The 19,560-nt window shown below is 34.6% G+C and carries 16 protein-coding genes and 1 pseudogene; 15 read left to right on the top strand and 2 right to left on the bottom strand.

Features of this window, described 5'->3' with window-relative positions; genetic code table 11:
• From BM088_RS27270 to ihfA, 7 genes and pseudogenes are all read left to right on the top strand, one after another.
• Nucleotides 1–844 (top strand): annotated as a pseudogene (locus BM088_RS27270) (hypothetical protein); the annotation flags it as partial.
• A gap of 64 nt (nt 845–908) precedes the next feature.
• On the top strand, nt 909–1,247 hold the full coding sequence (locus tag BM088_RS15930) for a hypothetical protein (protein ID WP_091986487.1): 339 nt from the start codon (nt 909–911) through the stop codon (nt 1,245–1,247).
• 57 nt (nt 1,248–1,304) lie between these two features.
• Complete coding sequence (locus BM088_RS15925; protein WP_177208076.1) at nt 1,305–2,357, top strand: DUF2066 domain-containing protein; 1,053 nt, start codon at nt 1,305–1,307, stop codon at nt 2,355–2,357.
• On the top strand, nt 2,357–3,073 hold the full coding sequence (gene hda, locus BM088_RS15920) for a DnaA regulatory inactivator Hda (RefSeq protein ID WP_425439321.1): 717 nt from the start codon (nt 2,357–2,359) through the stop codon (nt 3,071–3,073). The genes BM088_RS15925 and hda overlap by 1 nt, the downstream gene beginning before the upstream one ends.
• Nucleotides 3,074–3,164: 91 nt before the next feature.
• The gene (pheS, locus tag BM088_RS15915) at nt 3,165–4,145 is read left to right on the top strand and encodes a phenylalanine--tRNA ligase subunit alpha (RefSeq protein ID WP_091986477.1); all 981 of its coding nucleotides are present in this window, start codon (nt 3,165–3,167) and stop codon (nt 4,143–4,145) included.
• A gap of 29 nt (nt 4,146–4,174) precedes the next feature.
• Entirely contained in the window at nt 4,175–6,562 is a 2,388-nt protein-coding gene (pheT, locus tag BM088_RS15910) for a phenylalanine--tRNA ligase subunit beta (RefSeq protein ID WP_091986473.1), read from the top strand.
• A gap of 2 nt (nt 6,563–6,564) precedes the next feature.
• The gene (ihfA, locus tag BM088_RS15905) at nt 6,565–6,861 is read left to right on the top strand and encodes an integration host factor subunit alpha (protein ID WP_091986467.1); all 297 of its coding nucleotides are present in this window, start codon (nt 6,565–6,567) and stop codon (nt 6,859–6,861) included.
• 94 nt (nt 6,862–6,955) lie between these two features.
• Here ihfA and BM088_RS15900 read toward each other — a convergent pair whose 3' ends face one another.
• On the bottom strand, nt 6,956–7,753 hold the full coding sequence (locus tag BM088_RS15900) for a DUF2989 domain-containing protein (RefSeq protein ID WP_091986459.1): 798 nt from the start codon (nt 7,751–7,753) through the stop codon (nt 6,956–6,958).
• 145 nt (nt 7,754–7,898) lie between these two features.
• Between BM088_RS15900 and BM088_RS15895 the strand changes: the two genes are divergently transcribed.
• The 6 genes from BM088_RS15895 (at nt 7,899) to BM088_RS15870 (ending at nt 15,694) form a co-directional block, all read left to right on the top strand.
• Nucleotides 7,899–9,344 carry a glyceraldehyde-3-phosphate dehydrogenase gene (locus BM088_RS15895; RefSeq protein ID WP_091986456.1) on the top strand — a complete coding sequence of 482 codons (1,446 nt, stop codon included), beginning with the start codon at nt 7,899–7,901 and terminating at the stop codon, nt 9,342–9,344.
• Nucleotides 9,345–9,514: 170 nt separating this feature from the next.
• Nucleotides 9,515–11,017, top strand: a complete 1,503-nt coding sequence (locus BM088_RS15890; RefSeq protein WP_091986453.1) for an alanine/glycine:cation symporter family protein — start codon at nt 9,515–9,517, stop codon at nt 11,015–11,017.
• 91 nt (nt 11,018–11,108) lie between these two features.
• Entirely contained in the window at nt 11,109–12,236 is a 1,128-nt protein-coding gene (locus tag BM088_RS15885) for a M14 family metallopeptidase (RefSeq protein WP_091986449.1), read from the top strand.
• A gap of 136 nt (nt 12,237–12,372) precedes the next feature.
• Complete coding sequence (locus tag BM088_RS15880; protein WP_091986446.1) at nt 12,373–12,699, top strand: hypothetical protein; 327 nt, start codon at nt 12,373–12,375, stop codon at nt 12,697–12,699.
• Nucleotides 12,700–12,981, top strand: a complete 282-nt coding sequence (locus tag BM088_RS15875; RefSeq protein WP_091986442.1) for a YeaC family protein — start codon at nt 12,700–12,702, stop codon at nt 12,979–12,981.
• Nucleotides 12,971–15,694, top strand: a complete 2,724-nt coding sequence (locus tag BM088_RS15870; protein ID WP_177208075.1) for a DUF349 domain-containing protein — start codon at nt 12,971–12,973, stop codon at nt 15,692–15,694. Before BM088_RS15875 ends, BM088_RS15870 begins: the two co-directional genes overlap by 11 nt.
• A gap of 46 nt (nt 15,695–15,740) precedes the next feature.
• On the opposite strand, the gene BM088_RS15865 is transcribed toward BM088_RS15870, so the two are convergent.
• Nucleotides 15,741–17,036: an anti-phage deoxyguanosine triphosphatase gene (locus tag BM088_RS15865; protein ID WP_091986436.1), complete on the bottom strand. Its 1,296-nt coding sequence runs from the start codon at nt 17,034–17,036 to the stop codon at nt 15,741–15,743.
• 861 nt (nt 17,037–17,897) lie between these two features.
• Between BM088_RS15865 and BM088_RS15860 the strand changes: the two genes are divergently transcribed.
• Entirely contained in the window at nt 17,898–18,716 is an 819-nt protein-coding gene (locus BM088_RS15860; RefSeq protein ID WP_091986432.1) for a glucosaminidase domain-containing protein, read from the top strand.
• Nucleotides 18,709–19,377 (top strand): DUF2987 domain-containing protein, encoded by a 669-nt coding sequence (locus BM088_RS15855; protein WP_091986427.1) that lies wholly within the window; start codon nt 18,709–18,711, stop codon nt 19,375–19,377. The genes BM088_RS15860 and BM088_RS15855 overlap by 8 nt, the downstream gene beginning before the upstream one ends.
• Nucleotides 19,378–19,560: the final 183 nt, after the last annotated feature.

Genomic DNA, 19,560 nt, shown 5'->3' with positions numbered 1-19,560 from the left:
TGAAGCTGAGTTTGTATTTTTAGATACCGCGAGTTTCTTACCTTTTGAACAACATAAAACTGTTGTATGTCACAAAGATGTAACGGGTTACACCGAAATAGTTAAGGCCTTTGGGGATTCACTTTACGATACAGTCTTAATCGGAGAAAATATTGAATATATTAACTATTCAGGAGGCTTTATTGTGGATACTGTAAAGCGTGCTTGGGCTAAAAATAAATGTGATGGTAGTGTATCTGATAAGGAAGCAAGTGATATTGCAATGGCATTACTTCCCTTTTATGAAAGGTTGTTTAATACCAGTGGCATATTAGGTATTCAAGCAGCATACCCATTTAATGTTGGTGATGAATCAAAGTATCCTTTAGATGCAGAACCTTTCAATAACCGTATTCGAGTAACGTATTATACTACGGAAACTCATGATACTAGCTTACCTGAAAATGGTGTGGTGGCTGAAAAACAACCCGTTGTAGGTTTTGATAGTGAGTTTACTTTTCTTTCCTCGGCTGATTTATTTGTAAATTTTGGTGTTGTTGATTTTGATCCCACACAAACCAATAAAACACCAAAACAAACTTATGATGTTTTTGGAATGCGCAGTATGCCTGAGTTGGATTTACATACTTCATGGGCGGCTCCGGTAGGTTTATCGCAAATTTTATATTTACGTAATAGTCTATTTTCTGAAGAAGAGCATAGCCAATTTCTTATTGAACAATTAATTGATGCAACGACACCTGAAGGCTGCAGTTTTTATTCTGAATTTAATAACAAATGCCGCATTCAAGACCCACTTAAACACCGTCAGCACGAAGTATACCGTTTAGGCTATTTGGAATAATGTATATTATATTTAGGCTGCTACTGATGTAGGTCACAACATAAATTTTAAGTATGTGAAGACAATGAAAAAAACAATAATTTTTTTACAAATTATAAGTGTAATATTTTCTTTTCCAGTTAATGCAGTTACGCTGAGCCTTACAACATTTAAAGCTGCTGCAAGTAATAGTTCAGGACATTGTGTTCAAATACCTGATTACTTTTATGGCTTTAGGGAATTAAATTATGCATTAAATAAAAAGTTGATATCAACAGAGGCATATAATTGGGCGAAACAATACCATTATTATCCTGTTATTGATCGACATGAAGCGATTGGTGCCGTTTGTAGGTTTAAGCCGCTTGATATTTGCTTAATGCAAGTACAACGGTACCCTTGTTATATTCAAAAATATTTTTGATTTGTTTTAACGATTGCTTTAGGATCGCTATGCCTTTAAATAATACTCCGGTTTTTAGTGTCTAAATTTTTATTTGCTGTTTTTCTTATTTTTCTTTCTTGTCAAATCAAGGCGATTGAAGTTATTGATCTTTATCAATATAAAATATTAGTATCTGATAAAACTCGACAATCCAGATTAACAGCCAGTAGAGATGCTTTATTTAAAGTACTTATCAAAGTAAGCGGGCGTATTATTGATAAGTCTAGTCCTGCATTTAGAAAAGCAATCAGAAACATTCCTGCTTATATGCTTAAATATGAGTATTCTGATGGTGCTAATAATCAACAGTTTTTAGTGATCAAATTTGAAGCCAATAAGGTAAACCAATTATTAGAATCTGTTGGTCAACCTATATGGGGAAATAGACGACCACTAGTTGCATTATGGCTAGCTGTTGAAGATGAGTTACAAAGAGAATTGGTAACACAAGATAGTTTTCCGCAAATTGAACAGTTATTATCTGATAAATCCACTCGCCGCGGTTTACCGCTTGTGATCCCATTACTCGATTTAGAAGACAGACAAATTGTATCTGTTACTGATGTATGGGCTAATTTTTCAGAACCGGTTAATTTAGCGTCGCAAAGATATAATGCAGAGCGGATAGTGACAGCGCGCCTTTATGTAAATATAAATAACAATACCTGGCAATTGGACTGGAGATTTAGTGATGAATCACAATTTGCTGTTAATGAGCTTGTGGGTGATAAGCAACAAATTGTAGGGCAGATGATTGATGATGTAGCGGATAAGCTTTCTATTGAATATGCGGTTAAGGCTTTAAACTTTAATAATGATGGTTTATTTAATATCACAATTGTAGGTATTAATAATTTTACAAAACTTGAGTTAGTAAAAAGACGGTTACTAAGTTTGTCAGTCATTGATGCTGTCACACTTAAGGTTGTAAAAGATAACAAATTTTACATGCAGTTAAAATTATCGGGAAATGAATTAGATTTATCAAAAGCATTACATTTAGATAGTGCTTTTATCAGGTTATTTGACCCTTTAGCATCTGAAAAAGAAAACCCAAAAAATGAATATCGCTGGGTAGGACTTAAATAATGGATAAAGATCCCATGCAAATGGCTTTACCTGTTACTTTGCCCGATGATGAAACATTCACCAGTTATTTTGGAGGTGAAAACTCACAAGTTGTAATGCATTTACAGACTATTCTGGATAAGGTTACTTCCCATGGTAATAAATTTGAATTTACTTATTTATGTGGCTTAGCTGAATCAGGAAAATCTCATCTTTTATACGCTAGTTGTGTCCAAGCGCAAGAACTCGGCTTATCAACTATTTTATTGACTATGAGCGATATTATTCATTTATCACCTGACTTACTAGATGGCTTAGAAACAATGGATGTTTTATGTATAGACGATTTGCATCTTATTGCTGGAAATATAAAATGGGAAAAAGCAATATTCAATTTTTATAATCGATTTAATGAGCACGGAAAAGTACTTATATTTGCTGCTGATTTACTACCCGACATGCTTAATATTGAATTACCTGATTTAGAGTCAAGATTGAAATGGGGAACAACTTTTCAAATTAGATCTATGAGTGATGATGATAAAGCCGAAGCATTAGTTAAGCGGGCTAAAATGCGTGGACTGGAACTATCTTTAGAATGTGCTCGCTTTTTATTAACGAGATTAAGTCGAGATATGCGTGCTTTGGTTGATATTTTGAATAAATTGGATCATGCTTCTATCGTACAACAGCGTAAAATTACAATTCCTTTCATAAAAACAACACTTAACTTATAGTTTTTGCTCTCTTAACTAGCATCTTCTTACTAATATCAGTTATTATATTGCCCTGAAAAAATATCTGCCTCTTTAAAGAGATCAAAGTCTAATGAATTTAGAAAATATCTTATCTCAAGCGCTGAGTGCGGTTGAGAATGCAAGTGAAATCGCCCATTTAGAAGATGCGCGCGTAAATTATCTAGGTAAAAAAGGTGAAATCACCAGTTTACTTAAAAGTTTAGGTAAAATGGACCCTGCTGAACGTAAAAATGCTGGCCAAGTTATCAACCAAGCTAAACAAGAAGTTCAGGCAAAAATTAATGAAAAACGTGAGCAATTAGCTTCAGCTGCGTTAGAAGCTAAACTAGCTGCTGAAACGATTGATGTGACGTTACCTGGTAGAGCTTTGCCTACGGCAGGTTTGCATCCTGTAACGCGTACAATCCAACGTATTGAGAGCTTTTTTGGTGAACTCGGTTTTGAAGTAAAATCAGGTCCTGAAATTGAAGATGATTTTCATAACTTTGATGCTTTGAATATACCTGAGCACCATCCAGCGCGTGCTGATCATGATACTTTTTACTTTAACCCTAAGCTCGTATTACGTACACAAACAAGTGGTGTTCAGATCCGTACTATGGAAAATGAAAAACCGCCTTTACGTATTATTTCTCCAGGTAAAGTCTACCGTAATGATTACGATCAAACACACACACCTATGTTCCATCAAGTTGAAGGTTTGATGGTAGATACAGATGTGAGTTTTACCGAATTAAAAGGTATTTTACATGACTTCTTAAGAAACTTCTTTGAAGAAGATATGGAAATTCGCTTTAGACCGTCTTACTTTCCATTTACTGAACCATCAGCTGAAGTTGATGTGATGGGCAAAAATGGCAAATGGTTAGAAGTACTTGGTTGTGGCATGGTTCACCCTAACGTTTTACGTTCAGTTGGTATCGATCCAGAAAAATACACTGGTTTTGCTTTTGGCATGGGTGTTGAGCGTTTAACTATGCTGCGTTATGGCGTAAATGATTTACGTGCATTCTTTGAAAACGATTTAAAATTCTTAAATCAATTCCGTTAGAACTTCTTAACCAAACAGAGAGAAAATAGATGAAATTTAGTGAAAAGTGGTTAAGAGAATGGGTTAATCCAAATATGGATACCAATGCTCTATCGGAACAACTATCAATGGCTGGACTAGAAGTTGATGGTATTGATCCTGTTGCGGGTGATTTTGCAGGCGTTGTTATCGGTGAAGTGATTTCTGCTGAGCAACATCCAGATGCTGATAAGTTAAAAGTTACAAAAGTAAATGTTGGTGAAGCTGAACCACTAGATATCGTATGTGGTGCAGCAAACTGTCGTGTTGGTCTTAAAGTAGCAGTTGCAAAAGTTGGTGCAGTTTTACCAGGTAACTTTAAAATCAAAAAAGCGAAACTACGCGGTCAACCTTCAATGGGCATGTTATGTGCTTTTGAAGAATTAGGCATGAGCGAAAGTTCTGATGGTATTCTTGAATTACCACAAGATGTTACTATCGGCCAAGATATTCGTGAATATTTCGACCTTGAAGATAAAATCATTGATGTTGATTTAACGGCTAACAGAAGTGACTGTCTTGGGCTTAAAGGTATTGCCCGTGAAGTAGGTGTATTAAATAGCCTTGACGTTCAAGAATTAGTTATCGAAGCTGTTGTACCAACAATTGATGATGTTGTTAAAATTGAATTAGAAAATTCAGATGCATGTCCTCGTTATTTAGGACGTGTGATCAAAGATGTTGACTTGAATGCTACCACACCATTATGGATGGTTGAAAAATTGCGTCGCAGTGGTATTCGTTCAATTGATGCAATCGTTGATATTACAAATTATGTTTTGCTTGAACTTGGGCATCCAATGCATGCGTTTGACTTAGCATCAATTAAAGGTGGTATCAAAGTTCGCAGTGCCCAGCAAAATGAAGAACTAGTACTACTTGACGGTAATACTGTTAAGCTAGATGCATCTACATTAGTTATTGCGGATCACGAAAAATCATTAGCAATGGCTGGTATTTTTGGTGGTGAAAAGTCTGGTGTAACAGCGAATACCAAAGATATCTTATTAGAAAGTGCATTTTTCAGCCCTCTTGCAATTGCTGGACAAGCACGTAAATATGGTTTGCATACTGATGCTTCTCATCGTTATGAACGTGGTGTTGATCATCAATTACAGCATGATGCAATGGAACGTGCTACTGCGCTTTTATTAGCGGTTGTTGGTGGTGCAGCAGGTCCTGTTGTTGAAGCTGTTGCAAATGAAAAACTACCAAAGGCAAAAACAGTTACTTTACGTCAATCACGTTTAAATAAAGTAATTGGTCATGTTATTTCTCAAGAGCAAGTAACTGATATCCTAACACGCTTAGGTTTAACTGTGTCATTTGATAATGAGCAGTGGCAAGCGGATATTCCGAGTTACAGATTCGATATAAGCATAGAAGAAGACCTAATTGAAGAAGTAGCACGTGTATACGGATATAATAATATCCCTAATGTTGCGCCAAAAGCAGCATTAAAGATGACAACACATAATGAAGCTAACTTAAGTATTGCACAGGTAAGAAATACCTTAGTAACCTTAGGTTATCAAGAGGCTATTACCTATAGCTTTGTTGATCCTAAAGTTCAAAGTATTCTGCACCCATCAGCCGATCCACTTGTATTACCACATCCAATTTCAATTGAAATGTCGGTTATGCGCGTGAGCATGTTACCTGGATTACTCAGTTCACACGTATATAATCAAAACCGCCAACAAACACGAATTCGATTATTTGAGCACGGTTTGAAATTTGTAAAAGATGCAAATGCTGAAAATGGTGTTTCACAAACTGCGGTGATCAGTGGTGTTATTTCAGGTGCAACCTTTGGCGAGCATTGGGATATTGCAACACGAACAGTTGACTTTTATGATTTAAAGGGTGACGTTGAAACTTTATTAGCATTAACTGCTGATAAGTCATCATTTGAGATAAAAGCACAAGCTGTAGAAGGCTTACATCCTGGACAATCAGCAGCTATTTATCGAAATGGTGAAAAAGTTGGCTTTTTAGGTGCGCTACATCCGCAAATTCAGTCTAAACTAGATATCAATAACCAAACTTTTGTTTTTGAAATCGAAATGTTAGGGTTAGAAAAACGTAAATTACCATCGGCAAGTGACATTTCAAAGTTCCCTTCGAACCGTCGAGATATCGCAATAGTGGTACAAGAGAGCGTAAATTCAGCTGATATCTTAACAATGATAGAAAATGTTGGCGGAAATCAACTGGTTGAGCTAAACTTGTTCGATGTGTACAAGGGGAAAGGTATAGACTCGGGTTATAAGAGTCTTGCAATTGCCCTAACACTACAAAATGTTGAGCGGACTCTAGAAGAGAAAGATATCAACTTAGTGGTTGACCAAGTGGTGGCCTCATTGGCCGAAAAATTTAATGCTTCCTTGAGGGACTAAATATGGCGCTTACAAAAGCCGACATAGCAGAACACCTTTTTGTAAAATTGGGGATCAATAAAAAAGATGCCAAAGAATTAGTTGAAACTTTTTTTGAGAAAATTCGCTCTGCTCTTGAAAGCGGTGAACAAATTAAGCTTTCAGGTTTTGGTAACTTTGATCTTCGTGATAAAAGTGAACGACCGGGTAGAAACCCTAAAACGGGTGAAGATATTCCTATTGCGGCTCGTCGTGTTGTGACCTTCCGCCCAGGGCAAAAGCTCAAAACTCGGGTTGAAGTTGGAACAAGCAATAACTAGCTTTGTTTCAGACAATAAAAAAGGTAGCGTTTGCTACCTTTTTTATTGTCGAACTTTTATTATTGCGCATTAAGCGTTAAATTTATTCATTTTTTTAAAAATCTCTAGGTGAGAAAAATTTTCCACTTTCAACTTCTTCCTGTGTTTTATTTGCTAATGCTTCAAGGTTGTCTAATGATTTTCCTTGTGACTTTAACATTTGAGCTAAAGGTATAATCTCTATATTATTAACTCCAGATTCTCGTGCGATTAAAGCCCAAATATAGGCATGCTTGTATTTTTTTTGTTTATAAAAAATATTGACAAGAGTTTTATAAATATCAACATTTGGTTGTGAATCTTCAGGGTTTAGTTCTAATGCCCGATAAAGTAAGTCTAGGGTTTTTTCTAAGTCAAACTTTATATAATAAGTGGCGAGTAAAAATTGCATTTCACTATTTTTCATTGAATCTGAGGTTTCTAAAGCTAAAAACTGCTCAAGTGCTTGTTCATCTCGATTATGTGTCCAGTGATAATATAATAAGCCAGGGTGGGTTACATTTTTTGTTTCGGTATTTAGCCTTTTTATTTCACGTAAACTTGTCATATAGCCTTTAATACGAGAGCTTTTTTTATCCTTTAATTTAATATGCTCAATTTGAGAAGCTAAGTGAATGCATTTTGAGTATTCTTCAAAATCTAATAATAATTTATACTTATTATCGTCGCTGGGGTCTTGTTTTTCTATAAAGCGTTTTACAATAACTTCAGAACGAATCGCATTACAGTGACCGTCAACATTGAGATCGCTGCACATATTATTGTTTTGTTCACACACTTCTCTCACACTAATTTGTTTTTCACATCCAAATAAGACCAATGAAGTTAACAGCAGTGTGTATCTAAATTTCATTATATTTCCTATATATAAGTATTGCTTTTAGTCTAGCTTAATCAAATGAATGATGACAGGGCTAGAGAAAAAATGAATTATAATTTACACTATGCGCGCCCATTGGGGCTATCCGTTCAAAATTTGTTTATATTAGGCAGAAAAAATGACTTCATCTCACGAACAAGATTATCAGAATAGTTGGCAGGAACGCCAAGATTACGCTGAAAGCATGCAGCCAATCATAGGTAAACTTTACCGTAAATCAGGCATCGAAATTGCTGTTTATGGTCGCCCACTCGTTAGTGCAAGCACAATTGATGTGATTAAAGCGCACAAAACAGTTGCGCAATTTGAAGAAAATAAACTTCGTTTACGAGAAAGCTTTCCATTTCTTGAAGCTATCAGCAAAATGGACTTGGCATCAGCGAGAATCGACATCGGTAAATTAGCTTATGCATACATTTATAAAAATGTTGCTGCTGGTCGTTCGATTGAGGAATATCTTACTGATGAATTAAAAGAAATCAATGAAACTTCTCATAACGAAAAACCGCGTGATGTTGTGTTATACGGTTTTGGTCGTATCGGTCGCTTATTAGCGCGTTTATTGATTGAACAAGGTGGTCCTCACGCTAACTTAAACTTACGTGCAATTGTTGTACGTGGTGGACGTAAAGGTGATTTAGAAAAGCGCGCAAGTTTATTGCGTCGTGATTCAATTCATGGCCCATTTAATGGTTCTATTACAGTTGACGAAGAGTTAAAAGTAATTAAAGCTAATGGTGCTTATATTCAAGTTATATATGCAAATTCACCTGATGAAGTAGATTATACTGCATACGGTATCGAAAATGCGTTAGTAGTTGATAATACGGGTATTTGGAAAGATGAAGATGGTCTTGGTTTACACCTTAAATCTAAAGGCACTTCTAAAGTTTTATTAACAGCGCCTGCCAAAGGTGAGATCAAAAATGTTGTTTATGGTGTTAATAATAAAGACATCAAAAATGAAGATAAAATTGTATCGGCTGCGAGCTGTACAACAAATGCAATTACACCTACTTTGAAAGCGTTAAATGATAAGTTTGGTATTGAAAATGGTCATGTTGAAACGGTACACTCGTATACAAATGATCAAAACTTAATCGATAATTATCATTCAGCAGAGCGTCGTGGTCGTGCCGCTGCTCTAAATATGGTAATTACATCTACAGGTGCTGCAAAAGCGGTATCTAAAGCTTTACCTGAATTGGAAGGTAAACTTACTGGTAATGCTATTCGTGTACCAACACCAAATGTTTCTATGGCAATTCTTAATATCAACTTAAATAAAGAAACAACAGTTGAAGAGTTGAATGAATATTTACGTGAAACTGCACTTTACTCTGATTTACGAGACCAAATAGATTACACCGCATCTACTGAAATTGTATCTACAGATTTAGTTGGTAGTCGTTATGCTGGCGTTGTTGATTCTCAAGCGACAATTGTCGATGGTAAGCGCGTTGTTCTTTATGTTTGGTATGATAACGAGTTTGGGTACAGCTGTCAGGTTGTACGTGTAATGCGTGATATGGCTGAAGTTACACATCCAAGTTTGCCACGCTAGTTAAATATATTTTTATGAATGCCGTTCAATTTTGTTGAACGGCATTTTTTTTACGTACCAGATTTAGGTTTTATTTATCCACTAACTTGTCAGGTTTGTTTGATACATGCTCCTAGGGTATGGTACTTTACTTTAAATTTACAAAATAATAATAATAACGGAGTATACTAGTGCAAGAAATAGTCACTTTTTTAAATAGCATCATTTGGAGCCCTGTTCTCATTTATTTATGCTTAGGTACAGGGCTATTTTTCTCTGTATTAACAAGATTTGTTCAAATCAGATTATTTACAGAAATGTTCCGTTTATTACTATCAGGAAAAAGTTCAGAGCAGGGGATTTCATCGTTTCAAGCATTAGCTGTTTCTTTATCCGGACGTGTTGGTACTGGTAATATTGCAGGAGTTGCTGCCGCGATAGGCTTTGGTGGCCCAGGTGCTGTATTTTGGATGTGGGTTGTTGCATTTTTAGGTTCATCTACGGCTTACATTGAATCAACATTAGCGCAAATCTATAAAGAAGAAACGGATGGGCAGTACCGTGGTGGTCCAGCATATTATATTGAAAAGGCGATGGGTCAAAAATGGTATGCATGGATCTTTGCAATTGCAACGATAATTGCAACAGGCTTACTTTTACCTATGGTGCAATCAAATGGTATAGGTGAAGCAGTTGTTCAAGTGTTTGGTCAAGGTAGCACAATTGAAACAGCCATGGGCACTATCAGTCTTATGAAGGTATATGTTGCAACAGGTATAGTCTTGTTATTAGGTTTTATCATTTTTGGTGGTGTAAAGCGTATTGCAAACTTCACTCAAGTTGTAGTGCCATTTATGGCGTTGGCATATATCATAGTTTCACTTGTGATTATTGTGCTTAATGTTGACCGAGTGCCTGAAATATTTATGCTAATTGTGGGGGATGCTTTTTCTCCTATGGCGGGTGTTGGTGCGGCAATTGGTTGGGGGGTGAAACGTGGTGTTTACTCTAACGAAGCTGGTCAAGGAACTGGCCCGCATGCAGCAGCTGCTGCAGAGGTTGAACATCCAGCTCAACAAGGTTTAGTACAAGCCTTTTCTGTATATATTGATACTATATTTGTATGTTCTGCCACTGCTTTTATGATTTTAATAACAGGTATGTATAATGTGCATGTGCCGGGTGCAGAGGACACTTTTATAGTACAAAATATTGCAGCGGATATTGCAGCTAACAGTCCAGCATATACACAAATTGCAGTTGATAGTGTCTTTAGCGGCGTAGGTAAACCTTTTATTGCATTAGCATTATTTTTCTTTGCTTTTACAACTATCTTGGCATACTACTTTATTGCTGAAAATAATGTGTATTATATTAAACGTACACTTAAATTTCCGGGTTTAACTTTTGCTCTCAAAGTAATGATCATGCTTGCAACTTTTTACGGCACAGTTAAAGCGGCTGATTTAGCATGGGCAATGGGTGATATAGGTGTAGGTATGATGGCTTGGTTGAATATAATTGGTATTTTGATTATTTTCTTCATGGCTAAACCCGCAATTAAAGCATTAAAAGATTACGAAATGCAACGTAAGCAAGGAGTTGATAAATATACTTTTGATCCTAAAGCACTCGGAATTAAAAAAGCTGATTTTTGGGAGCAACGAATTCAAAACAATAAAGTTGATAAATAACTAAATTAAAAGCCATCGAAAGATGGCTTTTTTGATTAATATGTTAAGATCATCAAACACATATTTCTCAAGTCCAGTAAAGGTTATTTAAATGAAGATATCAAGTCAATTTGATAGTGGTAACATTCTTGTAAAATCAGCTGAAAACCCGTTAGATATTCAATTAGAAATAAATAAAGATAAAAGTTCAGATTTTTTTCAGTGGTTTCATTTTCGTTTAGAAACACAACAAGACCAACTTCATAAAATCAATATTAGTAACCTTGAAAATTCAGCATATCCTGAAGGTTGGGATAATTATCAAGCTGTTGCCTCATATGATCGCCAAACTTGGTTTAGATTACCAACATCATATGAAAACGGCACATTAACGATTGAATGTGAACCAGAGTGCTCGCATCTTTATATTGCATATTTTGCACCTTACAGTTACGAGCGCCATTTGGATTTAGTTTATTGGGCACAAGGTCATGAAATCTGTGAAATAGAAACTTTAGGTCACACATTAGATAAACGTGATATGACAGTATTACGTATAGGTGAACCAGCTTCTGATAAAAAAAATATCTGGATCACGGCGCGTCAACATCCAGGTGAAACAATGGCACAGTGGTTTGTTGAAGGGCTACTACATAAACTGTTAGATGATGAAGACGCTCATGCTGCTGCACTATTATCGCAAGCTGTTTTTTATATTGTGCCAAATATGAATCCAGATGGTAGTGTACGAGGGCATTTACGTACAAATGCCAAAGGTGTGAATTTAAACCGCGAGTGGCAATCGCCTTCAATGGAAAGTAGTCCAGAAGTATTTTTAGTCCGAGACAAAATGTTGAACTTAGGTGTTGATATGTTCTTAGATATACACGGAGATGAAGCACTACCTTATAACTTTGTAGCAGGATCTGAAGGGATCCCAAGCTACGATGATAAAATGAAATCGTTAGAAGAGTCATTTAAATCAGCATTACTTACGATTACACCTGAGTTTCAAGACGAATTTGGTTATCCTAAAGATGAACCAGGACAAGCCAATTTAACTGTAGGTTCATGTTGGGTTGCGGAGCAATTTAAATGTTTATCTTATACAATAGAAATGCCTTTTAAAGATAATATTAATTTACCTGATGCTGATTATGGCTGGTCAGATCGACGTTCATATTCATTTGGTCAAGATACCTTAGCTGCAATTGTAAATGTGGTTGCTACTCTAAGATAAATTTTTAGATGTTTAAAATGTCTTAGTTTAAAAGACAAAGGCATGTAAGCCTGATAGAATAAACGGCGCTCAAATGAGCGCTTTTTTAATACCCTAAATTAGATAAAAAGGGTATGTAGATGTAGGAGCTTTATTGATGGCAATTGTCGCCTGTCCAAATTGTGCTAAACAAATATCAGATAAACATAAACAATGTCCCCATTGTGATATGAATATCAGTAATTTAAATGCTGAAGATAAACTAAAAATTGCTCTTGATATTAAATTGAAGAAAAAGCAGCAAATAATGAATCATTCTTTTATCGCATTGATCATTTTTCTTTCTGGATTTTTAGCACTTTATACACGTTCACCAGCACCAGGTTCTATTGAACTGCTAATCACTCAATCAGCAATTGGAATTGGTTTTTTATGGTATGTGATTAATCGTGTCCGCCTTTTATTAGTAAAGAAGACTAAATAAATGAATTTAGACCATCTCATCAGTAATATTACCCCTGAACTTTATGAACGTTTAAAATATGGCGCTGCAACAGGTCGTTGGCCTGATGGTGTTGCTTTATCTGAAGCCCAAAAAGAGCAAACAGTGCAATTAGTTATGCTTTATCAAGCTAAGGTTGAGCGTTCTAATGAGCAATTTACTATCTCAAGTGATGGTGAAATGGTTATGCGCTCGAAACGCGAGTTAAAATCACAATTTAAAGTAGAAGAAGAAATAGCAAGGTTTAATGAAAATGATATTTAAGCACTTATTCACACCTAAATGGAAACATCCTAAACTATCAGTACGATTAGTTGCAATCGATAAATTAGATATAAGCGATGAAAAAGACGCAAAAATATTAGATGATTTGGCCTTTAATGATGATGCTATAGAAATTCGTAAGGAAGCGCTAAATAAGTTAAATGATATTACGCTTTGGTGGCAAGCTTATAAAAAAGATCAGGCTCAGGGAATAAAAGATATTGCTGAACAGCATGTATCAAAAGCGATATTAAAAGATGACGCATCTTTATCAAGTAAAATTAAAACTGAATATATTGATACTTGTACTAAAACTTCTTTATTAGAAAAGTTGGCTTTAGAAGATAAAAATAATAGTTTAAGAGTCAAACTGTTAAAACGTTTAGCGAAACCAAATTTGATAGAAACAGCATTTAAGCAAGGGGATGAATCTTTTCAGTTAACGCTTGTTGAGTTAGTTGAACAATATAAGTTATTAAAATCATGTCAAAATAAAGCTCATGGAGCCGCAAAAAGTAAAATAGAGCAATGTCTAGAGCAACTGAAATTAGCTAAAGAAATGCCACTTTTAGTTGAAAAAGAATCAAAACTAATTTTAGCTAAGCTGAATGCATTACGTGAAAAATCAGATTATGAGCTTGTAAAAAATCAATTTGCGCTATTAAATGAAAACTGGCAAGCATTAGAACTAAAGTGGTTAAACGAAGAACAACTTAGTATTGCAAGTGAAAAGTATTTAGCTTTAGTGAGTAAAGTAGAAGTTACTTTAGCTAAATTAGAACAAATAAATATCGACAAGTTAGCTCAAATTGCACTAAAAGAACAAGCTGAAGCTAAGTTGAGTTATTTTAATACACTTATTCATGATATTGAAGGTAAATTGAAGTTAAGCCTGTTATCTCCAAATGAAGAAACAACAGCACAATTAACGCGTTTATTAACTCAGTCACAAGAAGAGCTAATCGCTTGCGAGCCTAAATTAAAAGAACAAGCAAGCATACAAAGGCAATTTGATAGCTTTTCAGCACAAATAAATCGCTTGCCAGAGTTATTATTAAATGTGGAAGCGTTTTCTGAACATGTGTCAGAGTTTGAGACATTAGTTATACCTGAGGATTTATTAACATATGATGATGCTGTTATTGCTTTTGAACAATGGCAAAAACAGGCAAAAAGCTTACTGAACCAAATGCCTGCGCCAGTTAAACAAACAAATATAGACATACTTAATACACTTATAACACAGTGGAAAAGTAAATCATTTGAATTAAAGTCAAACCTTGAAAGTGCAAAAAAGCAATCTCAGAAAAAGTTGAGAGATTTAAAAAGATTATTAGATCAAGGGCGTTACAATATTGCTTTTGGTGTTTTTAAAGGTATGAATGAGTTATATCAAACCTTAACACCGGGTTACCAAAAAAGTTTACAAAGTGATTATGAGTTAATAGAAATAGCGTTAAAAAAAGCGCAAGATTGGCAGCAGTATATCGCTGAACCAAAACGTGATGAATTATTAAATGAATTAAAATCACTTATTGCTGAGGACTGTAAAGAACCTAAGTCTCGCGCAGCTCAAGTGAAACTATTTCGTAAGCGTTGGAATGAGTTGGGACGTATAAATAGTGATGAAGCAAAATTAAAAGCAAATGAATTTGATTTACTACTTGAAGAGGCCTTTATACCTTGCCGTACATTCTTTGCTGAACAAGAAGCCCAAAGAAAAGTACACTTAGCCGATCGTGAACAAATTATTGAAAAAATGACTTCTTTAAATACCTTAGAAAGTGATTCAATTGCACAGTTTAAGTTATTAGAGACTGAATATAATAAGCTTACCAAAGCTTGGCGTCAGGCTGGATCAGTAGATACACAAGCATACCAAGCATTATTAACACGTTATAAAAATGCTGAAAAAGTTATCATTACTAAAATCAAAGCAAAACATAAAATGCATGCACAAAGCAAAACAGCCTTGCTTGAACAGGCAAAAGTTTTTGCTGCTAGTGAAGATGCTTCTCAAGCATGTGAGCAATTAAAGCAATTACAAGAACAGTGGAAGTTAATAGGTTTTGCTGGTAATAAAGCTGAGAATGAATTATGGCAAGCTTTTAGAAAATGTAATGATGATGTTTTTTCAAAAAGAGAAACAGCTAAAAAACTACAAGAAAGTGAAATAAATGTACAGGTTTCAGCAATGGAGGCTGAGTTAAATGAATTTCAGCAAGCATTTTTAGCAGTAAAAGATTCAAGTGAAAAAGTGAAGTATTCTGTACTTTTAAAACAAGTTAATGAGTTTTCATTACTAATACCTCATGGTATGAAAGGACTTAAGTCAAAAGTAAACGAACTTATCGACAGCATTAAAGATAAGATTAAACACAGTGAGCGTTTGAATAAGCTTGCTAAACACGTTGAATTATTTGATGTACTGAGTCAGGATTTTTGTTTACCAAAAACATGGCATAAAGTGATAAAAAATAAGTCATTGAGCAGAGCGCAATTGACTGTTCGAATGGAAATTCTTGCGCAAGTTGAAACTCCAAAATCGGACGCTAAACTTAAAATGGATGAACAAATTGCCATGTTAAGTGAAAAAATGTTGGGTGATAATAATCAGTTAAATGATTTATTTATGCAGTGGCTAAATGTTACTGAGTTTACCGCGAAAGATACTGACTTCATTAAAAGAGTCAGGCCTATTTTTACGCAGTAAATATCTAAAATTAAAAAGCCAGATGCTTTGCATCTGGCTTTTTAATTTAATCTACCTGTGCTGAGAATAGCCGATTATGAACTTTATAGGCATATTCATCGCTCATACCTGCTATATAGTCACAAATTACTCTATTACCACATCCTGTTAGTTCAAAGGTTTCCAGCCATCTTTGTTGAGTATTTTCTGGTAATAACCTTAGGGGATCAGTAGAGAAAGCATTGAATAACTCAATAATAAGTTTTTGTCCTTTAAATTCTATTTGTTGCATTTTTGGTTTACGGATCAATAATTTATTAATGAAACGTTTAAGTACTTGTAAAATTGCCTTATATTCATCAGGTAAAGATAAACTATATGATAAAATTTCAGATGAAAAGCCATGCTGATTATTCTCAATTCTATTTTCAGTTATAAATAAATTTACTAGTTCACCTATCGCGTCTTTACGATCAGAATGATGTTTTGAAAATAGTTTGTGTGATATACGGTCAATGTTCGACTTAAGCCAAGGGCCTGATATTGATTTAAACTCACTTAGAGCAAAATCATGCCATTGTCCTAAACTTATGATTCCTGTGGCGATAGCATCCTCAAGATCATGTACTGCATAAGCAATGTCATCTGCCAACTCCATAATGGAGGCATCTAAAGATTTAAAACAGGTTTTATTACGATACTTATCTAAAGGTTGATGTTGTCGAATTAATTGCCTATCTGATTCATTTAAAGGTTTTAGGATCCAATCAAAAACATCTTTGTCATCAGAATATAAACCTTTGGCAGGTAGCCATAAGTCTGCTTTAATAAAAGGAGCCGTTGGGTCTACTTTAGGTTGTGTTAACCAAAGATTATCAATGAAGTCGGGATATTTTATAAAACCTAACAGTGTTCTACGGGTTAAATTCATACCAAACCCCGGTGTATAAGGTTCAAGTTTAGAAACTATTCTTAAGGTTTGTGCATTGCCTTCAAAACCTCCGCTATTTCTCATCATATAATTAAGCGCAATTTCACCACCATGACCAAAAGGCGGGTGACCAATATCATGTGCTAAGCATAAGGTTTCGATTTGACTGCGGCAGGGCAAAAAATGAGTATCGGGTAATGTACTTCTTAATTGCCCTAAAATACCACTCCCAATTTGGGCAACCTCTAAAGAATGCGTTAACCGCGTTCGATAAAAGTCATCGACTCCTATCCCCATAATTTGTGTTTTAGCTTGTAAACGCCTAAATGCTGCTGCATGTATAATGCGAGATCTGTCTTTTTGAAAAGGGGTTCGATGATCATTTGGTCTGTTCTTATCTTCTGTACTGCGTCTTTGGATCCAATGGCTCATATCTATTCCAATGTTTTGTAACAAGTTGAAAGTGTTTTATTATTTTTACTCAAGCCATTTCAAGATATGTGTTTAGGATAGGTATTTTATTGATGCACTAGTGAATACCCTCTTAAAATAGCTCTGACGATTTGTTTAATTTACCCTTAAGCGGTTGAATTCTGAATCTTGAACTGGCTTGGGTATATCATGTCATAAACTCAGCCTATGACAAACAATTAAGGAGCTACAATGCTTTGCCTATATTTATAACTAACACAAGCATCGCTGGTGTTATGTTATTAGCGCGTAAATATAAGAAATTGTTGAAAAACAAGATAATATTATTGGTCTTCTGAACCATCAGAAATATTACCAAGTTAAAACAAACAAAAATGAGTTTAGGCTTAACGAAAGCAATATTAATAAAGCTATTTTTATCGGATAGAAGCGGCTCTCATATTTCTTGCCTGAAATAAAGAAGGTGGTGTGTTTGAACTTTTTATTTGCAAAATAAAGAGCACAAGCATAAATATATAAGCTTTATAATCATCACTTATTTATTTTAATACAAGTAATTGTTATTCGCATACTTGGTTTTTTATGTCAGGAATGAATGATACTGTTAAGCGTTCTAATCAATAAAGTGAAAAAACCTTTCAACTCATACACAAAAAATATATTGGGATAGTGTTCAAAATTAAGCATATTCGCGTTTTTTTATGAAGTAGGTATAATACAGCCTAATTTGCTGGGGTTTGTGCTAGAAAAGGAATGATTTAAATGCACATTATTCATTGGTTTCGAATACGTTTTAAACGACCCTATATTTGTATCGCAATACTTATTTGTTGATATATTAAAACAAAAGAGGAACACTGAATGTTTAAGAGCGTATTACGTTTGTGCGTGATCACTTTTACCCTGTACGGTATAGTTTATCCATTTTTAATTAACCCACCAAAAAAAACAGAGCAAGTAGCAGAAGAAGATATTGTCATAAATAAAACTGTAAAAGTGATAGAAGAAAAACCATTACACACAGTAAAACTCCCTGATTTTTTAGCAATAAAAGATATAAAATTAAAAAAGAAAACATTTTTCAATTTTATAAAGCCGCATGTGAAAGCTGTAAATAAGCAAATATTACAGCAAAGAGCCCAGTTAGAAATTGCACTTATGATGTTGCAATTTGATGATAATTTAGCCGATAAACAATTAAACCAAGTTATTGCTATTTTTAAGCAATATAAGGTTAAGCATAAAGTTGATGTTGAAGGTATTTCATTAGCTTTGGAGCGAGTAGATATTGTACCCAGAGAATTAGCCTTGATGCAGGCTGCTAATGAGTCAGCCTGGGGAACTTCTCGCTTTGCAAAAATAGGTTTAAATTTTTTTGGCCAATGGTGTTATAGAAAAGGCTGTGGAATGGTACCTAAAAATAGAAACTCTGGTGCGGGTCATGAAGTTGCAGCTTATCAAACTGTACGGGCAGCAGTTAATGCTTATTTTTATAATATTAATACTAATCGCGCATATCGATCTTTGAGGAAAATAAGAGCCCACCAAAGAAAAATTCAGCAAACCCCTACGGCAGAAGGTTTAGCACAAGGATTATTAGCATACTCTGAGCGAGGAGAAGCCTATGTTAATGAAATTAGCCATATGATACGTTTAAATCAGGAATATTTTAGTGAATAAACAATTTTTTATTTTAGTTTGCAGCTCTGTTTTAGTATTTTCTAGTTTTCTTTCATCAGCAAAAGAGTTTGTTGTTGCTTATGACGGTTTTTATGATCGAATGAAAGTGGTAAATAAGGGAGAATATAATAGGGCTAAAGTGGGTTTTTATTTAAAAGAATTAAAGAGTGGTAAAAGTTGTATTTTATCACACGGACAGATTATTACAGAGCAACAGGAGTTTCCCTTAACATTTTCGCCTAATATGGAACTTTTATTGCCATTTGATGAAAAATTAGATAAAGATAAAGCAATTGTTATTGCACAGACTCAAAACCCAAAAGATGAATGCCAGTTGGTTATGCAAATAGAGGCATCGGGTAGTGATAAAACACAGTTAGCTAAAAATGACTTATTTGAAGTATATACTGAATTAAGTGATTTGATGGATGACTTATCCGGTTTTGTTTTAAGTACTGTATTCGGGTTTTTAATGCCAGATATCGTTGGGATCACACTTATTTTTGATGAACCAGTTACCTTATTATCAAAAAATGAGTCTGTAATGAATTGTTCTGATTTTAAATGTAAGGTTGTCATAAATGATGATTGGGAAGATGACATGCAAACTATAAGGTTTTCATCTGCACCAAGTAAAATAGTTCCATTTATTGAAAAGTAATGCTTAACAGTTAAACTCAGTAATTTTTATTCAGGAAATTACTGAGGTTCATCATTCAATATATTGTTGTTTTCTATCTTATCCTATAATGTAAGTACAATTACTCAAAAGTACAGCATAAAATACTATAGCGGATTTAGTTATAACAGCTATACTGAAATTCAAGTCTAAACAACAAACCTC

Origin of the sequence: Pseudoalteromonas denitrificans DSM 6059, assembly GCF_900112265.1 — a bacterium.
GTDB classification, from domain to species: Bacteria; Pseudomonadota; Gammaproteobacteria; order Enterobacterales; family Alteromonadaceae; genus Pseudoalteromonas; species Pseudoalteromonas denitrificans.
This window is presented reverse-complemented; position numbering and strand designations above follow the sequence as displayed.